This is a genomic window from Tardiphaga sp. (genome assembly GCF_041424195.1).
Classification (GTDB): domain Bacteria; phylum Pseudomonadota; class Alphaproteobacteria; order Rhizobiales; family Xanthobacteraceae; genus Tardiphaga.
This window is the reverse complement of sequence record NZ_JBGMOE010000065.1, coordinates 1-13064: the sequence shown is the minus strand read 5'-3', so window position 1 is coordinate 13064 and position 13064 is coordinate 1. Positions and strand designations below refer to the sequence as shown.

The 13064-nt window shown below is 58.5% G+C and carries 9 protein-coding genes and 1 pseudogene; 4 read left to right on the top strand and 6 right to left on the bottom strand.

All coding sequences use genetic code 11. The features are described from left to right. Positions 1–370: 370 nt before the first annotated feature. Together ACEK02_RS10360 and ACEK02_RS10355 are read right to left on the bottom strand one after the other, a co-directional pair. Positions 371–847: a GNAT family N-acetyltransferase gene (locus ACEK02_RS10360; protein WP_371421625.1), complete on the bottom strand. Its 477-nt coding sequence runs from the start codon at positions 845–847 to the stop codon at positions 371–373. A gap of 180 nt (positions 848–1027) precedes the next feature. Next, positions 1028–1333, bottom strand: a complete 306-nt coding sequence (locus tag ACEK02_RS10355) for a WGR domain-containing protein (protein WP_371421626.1) — start codon at positions 1331–1333, stop codon at positions 1028–1030. 195 nt (positions 1334–1528) lie between these two features. Here ACEK02_RS10355 and ACEK02_RS10350 point away from each other — a divergent pair, with 195 nt between their 5' ends. Further along, positions 1529–2179 (top strand): hypothetical protein, encoded by a 651-nt coding sequence (locus ACEK02_RS10350; protein WP_371421624.1) that lies wholly within the window; start codon positions 1529–1531, stop codon positions 2177–2179. Between the two features lie 199 nt (positions 2180–2378). Continuing rightward, positions 2379–3878: a hypothetical protein gene (locus ACEK02_RS10345; RefSeq protein WP_371421623.1), complete on the top strand. Its 1500-nt coding sequence runs from the start codon at positions 2379–2381 to the stop codon at positions 3876–3878. Here ACEK02_RS10345 and ACEK02_RS10340 read toward each other — a convergent pair. The 4 genes from ACEK02_RS10340 to ACEK02_RS10325 form a co-directional block, all read right to left on the bottom strand. Then, entirely contained in the window at positions 3875–4012 is a 138-nt protein-coding gene (locus ACEK02_RS10340; RefSeq protein WP_371421622.1) for a hypothetical protein, read from the bottom strand. The two genes, ACEK02_RS10345 and ACEK02_RS10340, sit on opposite strands and share 4 nt — an antisense overlap. Continuing rightward, the gene (locus tag ACEK02_RS10335) at positions 4009–5508 is read right to left on the bottom strand and encodes a UbiA family prenyltransferase (protein ID WP_371421621.1); all 1500 of its coding nucleotides are present in this window, start codon (positions 5506–5508) and stop codon (positions 4009–4011) included. The genes ACEK02_RS10340 and ACEK02_RS10335 overlap by 4 nt, the downstream gene beginning before the upstream one ends. Next, the gene (locus tag ACEK02_RS10330) at positions 5509–5871 is read right to left on the bottom strand and encodes a hypothetical protein (RefSeq protein ID WP_371421620.1); all 363 of its coding nucleotides are present in this window, start codon (positions 5869–5871) and stop codon (positions 5509–5511) included. 148 nt (positions 5872–6019) lie between these two features. Beyond that, positions 6020–10468, bottom strand: a complete 4449-nt coding sequence (locus ACEK02_RS10325; RefSeq protein ID WP_371421619.1) for a hypothetical protein — start codon at positions 10466–10468, stop codon at positions 6020–6022. A gap of 768 nt (positions 10469–11236) precedes the next feature. Here ACEK02_RS10325 and ACEK02_RS10320 point away from each other — a divergent pair. Both ACEK02_RS10320 and ACEK02_RS10315 read left to right on the top strand, forming a co-directional pair. Further along, positions 11237–12661 carry a M48 family metalloprotease gene (locus tag ACEK02_RS10320; protein WP_371421618.1) on the top strand — a complete coding sequence of 475 codons (1425 nt, stop codon included), beginning with the start codon at positions 11237–11239 and terminating at the stop codon, positions 12659–12661. A gap of 15 nt (positions 12662–12676) precedes the next feature. Then, a pseudogene (locus tag ACEK02_RS10315) lies at positions 12677–13064 on the top strand (IS630 family transposase); the annotation flags it as partial.

Here is a 13064-nt window from a genome sequence, read left to right as displayed (position 1 = left end):
CCGAAAAGGCAGCGCGCGAAGCACAGCGCGATGCCGGGCGAGGGGTGTTCCTCGCGGCGCTTGATAAGGTCAAGATCGGGGCGATGGATCGTGCCCAGGCGAGGGGCCTTGCAACGGCGATCGGGAAACTCGATGCTGTCGAACTTCTGCGCCGGATTGGCGACGCATAGGAGCGGGACGGCACGGTTTTCCATGTTTGTTCCGCGCTGGGGCACAAATAGACATCACCAGCCCCTGAACTGCCCATGCGAGTGTGGCGATGCCGCGACGTGCCACCCTGATGCGCGAGCTTGAGCCGGCAACGGTCGGCCCGCCAGTGACGCTGGTGGTTCGCCGGATCGTGCGAGCCCTCGACCGCGAAATTACAGGCTCACGCCAAAGGCGGGCTGCCCTCTACAGCTTTGACCATATGCACGGCAACAGTGCCCTGGTCATGGTAGGTCTCCGTATCGAAAACGAAGCCCAATCTCTCATAGAGCGCGATGTTCGAGGTCATCAGCTTGTTCGTGTAAAGGCGCAGGCCCTTTGTCCCGATGCGACGGGCCAGGTCTTCTGCGTGACGCATCAACAGGACCCCGTAACCTTGCCCTTGCTGCTCCGGCGCGACGGCCACGTTGACGATCAACAGTTCATCGTCCTGGGGAACGGTTTCGATGAGCCCGATCAGGGCGCCCTGATCGACCAACACGTCGAAACGATGCGCTGCAAAGGCATGATCGTAGTCGGCGGTCATCGGACGGGGCGGCCGTGGCGTGACAGCGAGCCATTTGGTGTAGGCGCGGATGGTAAGTGCGCGAATGTCGGGAATATCGGCCGCCACTGCGCGCCGCAGGATCGGCTCAGCCATGATGCACCCTTGCGGCATTCCGCGACGTGGCTGGCCGGGTCTGACGTGCCTTCATTCGTCCCTCGGACATGACAAAATTTCTGCCGTTGCCTATTCACGGGCGAGCGCCAGCGCAAGCCCGTCGGGCAGGATACAGACGGCCATGCTCGGCAGCCTCTCTGTTCGCGAGCCCTTGAACTTTCAGTGGGGCCGGTAGGGAACGCCGATCCGCTTTCTCGCGCTCTCACGGCGGGTCAGCAGCTTGCGCGCGAACCGTTCGGCCTGGTCGATGTCCGTGAAGGACGCGCGCCGGCATTGCCCCATGCTACCGATCCGGCCCCAGCTGTAATCGACGGTGATCACGCCGAAGAAATCGCGCTGCAGGAGAATGGTGTAGCGGCGCGCGATATTGCGCGCCGGATCGGTGGCCTGAAGGCAGATGGGATATCCCACGGGAATGATCCTGGCGTCCGGCATGGCGGCAGATTTCACGGACGGCTGCGTCACGTCCAACGGGTAATCTGAATCACTCGCGGCGCATTGATTCAGGCACTCGATCGACTTGGGGCGCCATCATAACGGCCCGTCTCACTCTCGCCGACGGGCGCACCGGAGCGCCTGCTGACCAGCGATTGTCTCTGGCCCAACGAAGCCGAGCCGATGTAGACATAGCGAGATCGTGAACATCTTCAGGACATCGCAATGGCGAAAACGGCAACCAGACTGCCCGGCGGGAGGGTCATCCGCGCCCTGCTGGCCAAATACGCATGTCCGCTCGGCCACCATGAGGTGCGAACCCGGTTGCTGGGGGCTATCGCCAGTCCCGATCCGGACATGAAACCAATGACCGTGATTGCCGGCCTGTGGGGTGGTGAATTGCCGCCGTTCGACAGCATCGACGACGCCAATCAACTCCTCGGCGCCCTGGTGATGGGGCTCTGGAATGAACTGGCGTCCCATCAGGACCCCAAGGTGCCGTTCAAGGCCGTGCCGGTGCCGATGGAACCGACGGCTGCGAACCTTGGCCATTTCGGGCTGGTGCGCGGTCAGGAGGCCGAAGGGTTTGTCGAAGGACTGTTCAACGGAGCCGATGAGGCGGGCCTTCCCGAGCGTGCGCACGAAGCCGTAACGCATCTGGGCGATATCAGGGCCATGATGCTCGGCGTTGCCGACCTTGTCGAACGCACCGCCGGCGAACCCGAGGACCGCGCCCAGATCAAGAAAACGATCAAGCATTTGCGCGCGATGACCGAGATCATGGAAACCGAAATCCACGCCGCAGTTCTGTCCTGTGTCCGCGCGCGGGCGCAGGGGCTCCCCGGCCTTACCTCGCCATGGTCCACCGGACGTTGACATCCGTGCCGGAAATGGATGCCGAGCAACGGCTGCGCGACAAGCTGCGCAAGATCGAGACGCCCAAGTCTCGGAAGGGGAAAATCACCTGCTTGACCCGGCACCTTCATAGCGGGACATAGTCTCACCCTACGCTGCCCGGCTGCGACACTGAAGAACTGTCATAATTTCATCTATTTTTTTGATCAGGAGTCGACTTTTGCCCCGCATTGGATGGAAAAACTGGATCCTGATCAATTTCATAATTTTAGCTGCGGTATTGCCATATCTGGTAGCTGTAGTGCCCGACGCAGCCGATTACCCCAACCACCTTGCACGTCATCATGTCCTTGCCTCCATTGGGCATGGAACTGGCCTCGACCGCTATTTCATCGTCATGTGGCGTTGGATCGGCAACTTGGGGATCGATCTTCCCGTGTTGGCCCTGACGCCGGTAATGGGCGTTGAACTGGCCACGCGCCTGGCCGCCTCAGCGATTGCCCCTCTGATGGCGATTGGTATCCTGCTGCTTTCCCGCGCCGCGCACGGGCGCGTGACCGCGAGTGCAGCGCTGGCATTGCCTTTTGTTTTCGCGCTGCCATTTCTCTACGGCTTCTTGAACTACTGCCTGTCTGTCGCACTGGCCCTGATCGTGGCGGCATTCTGGCTTGCTCGCAAGCAGGCCAGCTTGTGGTCGGTTGCGGGCTTCGCCTTGGCAGGTGTCCTGGTCTGGACAGCCCACATTATGGGCTGGATGATCCTGCTCGCGCTTGTCGCGGGAGCCGAACTGGCGGCAACGCGCAGCGTGCGCGAACTGCCCCATCGAATATTGTCCGCCTCCCCCTTCTTGCTACCAATAGTGCCCCTGCTGCTGTGGCGGGGTGACGCTTCACACCAGCTGTTCTGGTATGCGCCGGACCTGCCCATGCAGAAGGTGATGAACTTCGTCACCATCCTGAAAGGGTTGTCGAAGCCCTGGGACCTGACAATGACGGCCGCGATTGGCCTTGCCACCGGGCTGGCTATCCTGTGGGCAGGCGGGCGCAAAGTGGAGCCGCGTCTCGCGGCCGGCGGCGTACTGTTAATGTTCGCTGCGCTCCTGGGACCAACGACGGCGTTGGGAAGTTGGGGCGCAGACCTGCGTTTGACTCCCTATGCGGTGATGATCTGCATCATGGCAGTCGGTCCTGCCACCGAAGCAAGGCGCGAAAGGTGGTTGTTAGCGCTCGGCCTTGGACTGTTCTTCCTGCGTGCAGGATGGACCACTGTCCAATGGCTGCAGTCTAGTCGTGGATATGAGGCACGGCTTGCCATTCTCAACGATGTTCCGCGAAATTCGCGCCTGGGTTTCATCGTGCTGCAGGATCATTGCGGCTCTGATTGGGCAATGAAGGCCGATCGCAAGCTTGGTTCCTATTCGATCGTCCGTCGTGATACCTTCACCAACACGCTGTTTCAGATACCCGGATCGGACCTGATGATCATCCGCCAGCCCGAAGACCGCGAACGCTGGCTCGATGGCTCGCAGGAAGTGGCGCCCCTCTGTCCGAAGCGAGAACCTGATCTGGGCGCCTTGAAAACCCGTATGGCGCAAATGCGCGCAGCGCATTTCGACGGAATCTGGGTTGGCGGCTTACCCACGCATTCTGTGCCGGCACTACCAGGGTATCGGCTCTCGCGGGCATTGGAATACGATACGCTGCTTGTAAGGGAGCCTTAGCCGCCTTGAGACTGGCTCACTATCCAGGCCGGCTCATCTGCGAAGTGGCCGGCCTCTCCCATTTCAGCGTGCGCGATCCAGAGCGCCAGCAATACCAATGCCGCGTGCAGCACGTGCGACAGACGGATCCTCATGCTTTCAGTCCCGGCGGATACCCGTAAAGTGCCAGCAATATAATCCCGGCCATGACCGCCCCGATCAGGATGCTGCGTCGATCCTTGATAGCGAATGCTACGGGATCACCTTCCACTTCCCCGCGCCGTGCCATCATCCAGATTCGGTTCATCCAGTAGATCAGCGGGATGCACAGAAACCCCAGCAGACTGGGTTCGCGGTAATGCACCAGCGATGCGGGATCATGCGCAAACAGCGCGAGCACGAGGATCGAGACGGTGCCCGATGAGATTCCGGAAGTCATCACGACATCGAGGTCGCCGCCCACATAGCCGCGCCCCTTCAGCAGGCGATGCATTTCGGTTGCATCGCGCATTTCGATGTAACGTTTGAGGTACGCCAGACTCAGGAACAGGAACACCGAGAACAGTAATAGCCAGAAGCTGATCGGGACGCCGATGGCAACACCGCCAATCAGGATGCGTATGGTATAAAGCGAAGCCAGGACGATCGCATCGCCCACCATGATCGCCTTCAGGCGCAGCGAATAGGCGGTGGTGAGCCCCATATAGCCCAACAGCCAGACCAGCAGTTTCGGCCCGCCCAGCATCCACCCACCTACAAGACCAACCCCAGCCAGGATGACCGACGCAGCCAATGCTGCAGGAATGGTCAGGTCGCCATGCGCCAGCGGTCGCTTCCATTTGGTCCGATGAGCACGGTCGGCATCGATATCCAGCATGTCGTTCAGCAGATAGATTGACGACGCTATCATCGACATAAGTATGGCGGCGGCAGTGGTGGTGACGAACACGCCGGGTTCCGCGATGGATCCGGAGGTCAGAGCAGGGATGAACACCAGAGCATTCTTGGCCCATTGATGCACACGAAGCGCTTTGAACAGCGAACGGAAGGTTCTTCGGCGCGGTGCCAGGCGCTCCTCCAGCTCGGTACCGGTAGGAACATTCACCGTAAAAGCGATCCGCGCCACCTTCCAGATGGGACGGTCTGCGTTCGAATCCCCCACATAGTCGAAGGTTTCTTTGCCAAGCAGGGCATAGATAGCCTCCAGCTTTGCTGTGCCTTTCAGATTGGCACGCGACGAACTTGCGATGATGTGGTCGAAAAGGCCCAGATGCGCCGCAACCCGCCGGGCTGTGCGCCAGTGCGCTGCCGTCGCCAGGATTACTGGCCTGCCCGATCTGCGCGCACCCTCGATCAGCGTGAGAACCGACTTGTTATAGGTGAGTGTGGCGGGATCCACCGGTGTATATCGGGCCAGGAAGGTTTTCACGGTTGCTCGTCCGCGCAAGCAGACGAGCATCAAAACGATCAGGGCGACAATTCCCCGGCGCGCAACGCGTACCATGGCTTCGATCGCCACATCGCCGCACACCAGCGTGTGGTCGAGATCAACGACCAGCGGAACATCCCCTGCGCGTTTTTTGGGCTGCCTTGGAAGCGACGGAGCAACCGTCGGTTGGCCGTACGCGGGAAAGGATGTGGCCTTGTTCATTCAGGCAACACTGCGTGCGACACACACGCACCCTGCAGCAATCAACAGCGTCCCGATAATTCGGGCGGCGCTGACGGCTTCGCCCAGAGCGAAAACGCCGATCAACATGGTCAAGATGAACCCGATGCCGACAAACGGATACGCAGCACTAAGTTCAACGCGCGAAAGAACGAACAACCAGACGAAAGCACCCAGCCCATAGAGTGCCAGCCCGCCGATCACAAAAGGCGATGTCAGATAGGTTATCCCGACCGTGAGCAGGCTGCCATTCTGACCCTTCTGCACACCGAGCTTCAGGAGCAACTGGGCGATGGCGGACATCGTAACGCTCATCAATATCAGCAGGAGCGATTCCACGCGCATAACAATCTCCGATCAGCTTGCACCTACGCCGATCGGATTAAAGGTCCGTTTCCTTTGTAGCCTGTCATCATCTCCGAAACGGAAAGCGCTTCCGCCGGGCCACGCACAAAGGGCGTTGCCCGGCGGTCATGAGCAGCTGCCCCCAACGCTAGCTGATCGCGGGATTATTCGCTCCCTGAAGGTACTTGAACCAGTTGGATCCCGCCGCTGCGGAGCCCCGCGCTGCTTCCTCCGTCTTTTTCTGCGAGCGCCATGAGGCAACTGTGGATACCGCCGTATCCAGATCGGCTCCCGTCTGACCCAATTGGTTTTTCAGGATCGATGGTCCAGCCATAAGCTGGTCCATGGCCTGCCCGTCACGCTCGTTCGGATCGCCGCTGGGTGTGGTCTTGTCCCAAGCGGTTGCCGTTCCTGCGTTCTGACTGGCAATGGCGCCGTAGGACTGCGGCAAGCTTGCGACATTTCCGTTTGCGGCAAGAATTGACGCCTGTGACCACAGGCGTAGCACATAGGGACCACCATTCCCCATCATTTTGATCAAGCTGCCGTCGTTGATCCGCCCGACGATCCTTTGCCGATGCTTGGCGATCAGCCAATTCAGGACTGTCGCAGCCTTGGTCGACCAATTGCGCAATGCCGTGTTAAAGCCGATGCGTTCAGCGATACCCAGCGTGGTCAACCAGTAGCCGAGCTCAAACTCGCCCACGCTGACATCGGTCCCCGAGCAGTCGGCCGCTCCAAAAATGGCAGTAGCAGCATAGACAGCCTTGAAGGGGTCGATTGCGCCACTGCCATCCAGGATATTGGATGGAGGATTATCGAAACCTGGCGTTGTGACTTTGTAATTGTCATGAAACGCCTCAAAATCCTTGCCGACCCAATCCAGCATTTCCTGCTTTGTATAGAGACGGTCCGAATTAAGCGAGGCCGTCTTCCAGCAAAGCGCGGCATGCAGAAACGCCCATGAAGCATCCCGCTCCGCGAACCGCCTGGGGTCAGCACTAAGCAAGCGGGATTGATAAAGCCTCGATTGATCTGACAATTTATGCCCGAGAAATGCAAACTCCGGAGTCTTAAACAACATGGAACCCCAGTGTGGGTACTGATGCGAATGAGCTTGATCAATTGCGTTCGAGCCAAAGTATGGCTTGTCTCCCGCAATACCATTAGCAGGAACCTTGAACACTGTTGGAGACGAAGATGCTTTTATATCCGCCAATTGCCCACTTTGGACGTAATATGCCAGAGATGCTGGCGTGGCGGCATCCCCATAGCCATAGTAGTGATTGCGCAGGACCGCTGGTCTACTAGCGTTCACCCCCTTGAATAGGGGAACACAGCGACCTCCTTCAAAGCAATGATAAGGATCGCTCGCATATGACGTCAGGTAATCCAGTGCAATAACTGCCAAGGGTTTCTTGTCGTGCGGTCGGGTTCCGCTGATATCGTACATGTAATAACATACAGGATCAGCGATGGCCACGCGATCATCTCGGACTCCGCCAGGTCCGGTAAGGGGTGATCTACCGACCTGGTTGAACGGCGTATACTTCAGCCAGAGGGCGCCATTAGCCTCCAAAGCTGCCTGAGAGTAGATCACATTCGTCCAAGGGTCTTGTGTCTGTCCAGCAAGAGCGATTTGCGCTGACCATGTACTGGGTTCATAGGACATGCAGCGCCAAATTGCGAAGAAGTCCTTTTGATCGGACACTAAGCGCAGGTCGAAGCCGTTATTGGCCAGCGCATGACCTGCATATGGCACGCTGACATCGTAGCGCGGCAGATTGGCATTGAGGAAGGCCTGGTCGTAGTTTGAAGGCACGCCAGATCGCCAGATGATCCCGGCGCGGACCGTGCCGTGCGGATACCATTTATGCGTCGCATCAGTTTGCGGGGACCCGCTGCTCCAAGGCCCCTGGAAAATCCGCGCAGTATCCGTCCCATTTAGCGGCCCTCCGTCAGGACGAGCAATGGTTGCGATCACCGCACCGTTGGCGTCTTCGATCCGCCACTTGTGCGGAACCATATAACTTTCCTTACCTGTCGGGTCGCCAAACGGATTGTTCGGCATTGTTGCAGTCGTCCAGTCGTACCCGAACTGGAACTGCGTATAGTCACCGCATCGGATCGCCTCGCAATAATAGCCGATGTTGTTGATGACCGGGACGGGACCCTGCGGTAGCCATTCGCTCCAGGCTGGTTGCTGCGAGAACAGCACCGCGTCCTCGAAGCGACAGTTCTGGCGCGATGCCTTGGTCATGACCAAAACGTTGGCATGGCTGACCGCGCTACCGCTTGACCAGTTTTCCAGAACGGCACGGTATGCCTTCCCCGAGGCCACGACCAAGGGGCCGATAACGACATCGATCTGATACTGGACACCCCCGGTTGTCGGTTGGTACGTCAGCGTCTTGGCAGCTTGAGCCGCAGTGACGTTTAGCGCATTGACGGAAAGGCCCTTGATCGTGGAAGCCGGGACATTCCCCGCCGACACTGGCGTGTAACTCGAAACTGGCACGGGTGCGTCAATGTCGACCCGCATCGATTTTACCTTGAGACTCGTAGAGTTGGAGGTGTTGCCAAGCGAGGCGTTGCATTCGAAGCTTGCCCCAGCGGTGATGCGCGGTTTCACGGTGGTGGTTACTGCAGAGCCGAATGCAGTACCATTACGCAGGAACGTAATCGTTCCTCCGGCTCCGCTAGCGTTGTTGACGAAACGAACGCCGACGGTTTCTTCTGCCGTCGTTGACAGGCCGCTGTTGCTGTAGAACGTCTGCGACGAATAGCCTTCTCGGCCAATCGTTACACTCAGCCTTCCGGTCTGGTAGTCGTGGCACAGTACGATCTGCCCCTTGGTCCATTCAAAAAGTGACGCCAGAATAGCAAAATTGCCTGGCAGTATACCCTGCCACGTCAATGTGATGCCAGGCGGTGTTTGCGTGGTCGTCGGATCGCTCGTTTCTGTAAACCCGAAGCCAATTCCGGGAACCGAGAGATAGCTTGCACTTGTGAGGTTGAGATAGCCTCCGCTGAACGTGGCCCCCGATCCGCCACGGTTCATCGCGTTGGTCGTTGCCGCTGGCGAAGACACCGTTGGCGAAAACGGGCCATTGGCATTCGTCATCGCGTAGTTCGCCCAACGCTGCTGCGTACCCTGCGTTACGGTCTCGAGTTCGACGGTCAGACCCTGGGGAATGGTCAGAGCATAGTTGGCAGCAGGGTTGGGTCCGAGCTGGATGTTAAGCGGTATGCGTGTACCCGGATCACCATAGATCGTGGTCTTATCGGTACCACTGGGAGGAGGCGTGACCGAGGTCGTGCCCTGATAGAGGCCAACTTGTCTGACCTTCATGTGCTTGCTGTTGGTAGTGTTCCCAAGGGTTGCGTTGACCTGAAGGATCGCCGCCGTGGTGATCTTCGGTTTGAATGCGACCGTTTGGGTCGCGCCAAACTGGGTGCCGTTGCGCAGGAATGTGATCGTACCGCCTGAGCCCGACGCGTTATTGTCATAACGCACGGCGACGCGCTCTTCGGCGGTGTTGGATATCCCGCCGTCGTCACTTTCCAGCGTAACGCTGGTGCCTTCGCGTTCGAGCACCACCTTGATCTTGCCCGTCTGCCAGTGAGACAGGAGGCCCATATGGCCATGGCTATAGTCGTACAGATCGACCAGTACGCAATCGCTCGGCACGATGCCGATGTACTCCAGCGTCATGGAATCGGGCGTCTGCGTCGTCGCCGGATCGGACGTCGTGGCAACGCTGATGTTGGCGGCCCCGGCATCGAGATACTTGCCGGCCGGCAGGTCCAGATAAGTGCCATCGAAGGTCACCCCAGTACCATTGATCGCAAACGATTTGGCGGTCACCCCACCGTTTACCTGCACCGGCGCATAAGGCCCAGCTGCATTGGGAAAGGCATAGGTAGAGGACTTGTCACTGCCGCTCGGCGGAGGAGGGGGAGGTGGTGTCACTGTCGAATTCAGGTAGAGCCCAACCTGTTTGAGCTTCATGTGCTTGCTGTTGCTCGTATTGCCCAGACTCGCGTTGACCTGAAGGATCGCCGCCGTGGTGATCTTCGGTTTGAACGTGACCGTTTGGCTCGCGCCAAACTGGGTGCCGTTGCGCAGGAACGTGATCGTACCGCCTGAGCCTGACGCGTTATTGTCAAAGCGCACGGCGACACGCTCTTCGGCGGTGTTGGATATCCCGCCGTCGTCACTTTCCAGCGTAACGCTGGTGCCTTCGCGTTCGAGCACCACCTTGATCTTGCCCGTCTGCCAGTGAGACAGGAGGCCCATATGGCCATGGCTATAGTCGTACAGATCGACCAGTACGCAATCGCTCGGCACGATGCCGATGTACTCCAGCGTCATGGAATCGGGCGTCTGCGTCGTCGCCGGATCGGACGTCGTGGCAACGCTGATGTTGGCGGCCCCGGCATCGAGATACTTGCCGGCCGGCAGGTCCAGATAAGTGCCATCGAAGGTCACCCCAGTACCATTGATCGCAAACGATTTGGCGGTCACCCCACCGTTTACCTGCACCGGCGCATAGGGCCCGGCTGCATTGGGAAAGGTATATGTAGACGTCGCCATTGCATTTCTCCGCTTGAGAATCGAGAGAGATGCATGGATCTAAAATCAAATTTTCGTGTAGGAAAATGAATTCCTAAACCAAATTGGATGCAACCGACTTGTCTCTGTAATATAATTACCAACAACTCTAATTTCATTAATCATAGAGTGGGTATTACATTTGCATAAGATTGCAGATGAAAGCATATTGCGGCCCGCTGATGACAGGAGAACATAGCATTACAAGGGTACCTTGTTGTGGCCTTCTCGATTGGTTTTGGAGAGTTACTCGCCCGCCTCAAGCCAAATTTGGTTCATGCATGGCTCATTGAAACAGGTGCTCGATGGTTCGGATCTCGACGTCATCGCCAGCATATATAGCCATGCTTATTATAGTTGTGCTTAACATAATTTCTATTCTCAATCTGGAACGTTCGCAAGCGGGCGGGCGGCCCTGCCGGCGACCAGACATCACCCTGGTAGATGATGTCGGTGTGCTCCCTCGATAGAAATCCGGAGGTCGGAATCGACCAGATCACGTCGTTCGTCGAACGAAGTGGTGATGGCCGCTTCTGCCGCAACCGGTCATTCGGTGAATCCGCAGGACGGGACAGCTTCGCGTCCCACTTTCCGTCGCATCATTATTCCGGTGGCAAGAGCGAAAGCAACCGTTCGGACGTTTGTCAGGTCGCCAAGCGGTCGCGCGGCTTTCCAGGCCGTCGATACGCGCTGTAAGGTCGCTAATGACATGAAGCAGCTCGACGGGTTTAGCAGCTCGAGGCTAAGAGGATGACGTCATTGCTTATCAACCCCTACGATCGCTGGCTTGGAGATGATAACCACAAGTGCCTGCCCGTTCTTAACAAGCAGGACATGGACGACATTCTCGCCCAGGTGGCCATCCGCGTCGGATTAGTGATGGGCAAGGGCCCCCCTCCCGCAGTGACTGCTCTCGACCTCGAGCAGATTCAGGTAGCCGACTACGCTGCGTTCGATGGCGTAAGCGAGGGACAGGCCGAAGCCATAAGGAAGTTTCACACACAATCTCCCATCCGGCCGGATGAGATGATTTACCTAGGTTTGAGGTCGCTGTTTCAGTTCACATGGCCAGAGCCGGAAAGTGAACACGACCTCCGCTTTGCTGCGGCCTACGACTTCGTTCTCAAGCAGATACTTGCCGAGCGCGCTTTGAATATGTCGAAGGACTTCTCAAACGAAGCCGCCCTGTTACCGTACTGGGCGCGGATGGCCTTCCTGCGCGTGATGCGCGGAATACCATTCGAGAACGCTGAGCGCTTCGGCCTGAGCGGCGCCGCTGTCGCGCTCGTGAAAAAAGCTAAGTTCAACGCCACCACGTGGGCATTCGAAAATGGGCCAGTGATCGCGCTCAACTACGCCCTCGAACCGATCCTGAAGCAGCTCAACCGTTTCATTCTGCACTATCACTCTACAAGGGAGATGGCCGGCCCAAGTCGCCTTCAGCGGGCATGGCACGGCATGGTGCCCATCGTCCTGCATTTCTGGTCGGACGTTTCCCCGGCGCGAATGCTGGAATCGAGCGTCACAGTCTACGGGGAAGACGCAGCCGTAACGCTTCATCGGCTCACCAGCAGCCAGGTCGACTTCATCGTCAGCCATGAACTCGGCCATGTGGCGCTCGACCATCCCCGTCGGCTACAGAAGGCGCGTGAAGCCGGCAACGCATCGCTCATCCGGCATGAGTTCGAGTTCGGAGCCGACGCATTTGCGCTTGGCCTGATGCGATCACAACTGATCGACCGCATGAAGCATCTCACCAATGCTGACGCCAAGCCCGAGAGCAACGCTGATCCAGCCAGCGATGTGCTTTTCGAATTGCATGAGCACCAGCGTGGCTTGGGCGCTGTTTACCTACTCCTCATCTACATGGACTTCATCCAACGTGCGGGCGCGATGCTGGGAAAGCGCCTCGCACATAGGGTTCCTATTTCGGAGCGCATGGACACCCATCCGCATGCATCCCAGCGGCTCAATCGGCTCGAGCTGATGAACGCAGGAGACCGTCTTTACACGAGCCCGCTGAAGCGGTTCGCAAGCGACTTCTTCGAGGACATATTGAATTACGCCAATGCGCTCAACGAGGATGAGCTCGCGGCTAGAGCGGTTTTCGACCGCTTTGAGTCGGCATGGGATTCCCGTCGGCTGAGATTTCTGATTCAGAATCCATGCTGGTGAAGGAGGCCGGCATGGATGGGTCACGGTCTTTCGATGGATTTGCGGGTCCGGCTTCTGGCTGCGGTTGACGGTGGGCTGAGTTGCCGAGCGGCGGCAGCGCGGTTTGGCGTCGCCCCTTCGACGGCGATCCGGTGGCATGCGCAGCGGCGTGCCACCGGTGACTTTGCTCCCAGGCCTCAAGGTGGCGACATGCGCTCGCGCCGGGTGGAGGAGCGATCTGCCGACATTCTGGCACTTTGGGAGGCGCGCAAGGACATCTCGCTGGAGGAGTTGCGCATCGCCTTGGCTGAGGTTGGCCTGACCGTCTCGGTTGCCGGGCTGCATCGCTTCTTCGTGCGCCGGGGCATGACGCGCAAAAAACGTATGGCCCGCCCCGTCTGCAAGGGGGATTTTGAAGTGTTCT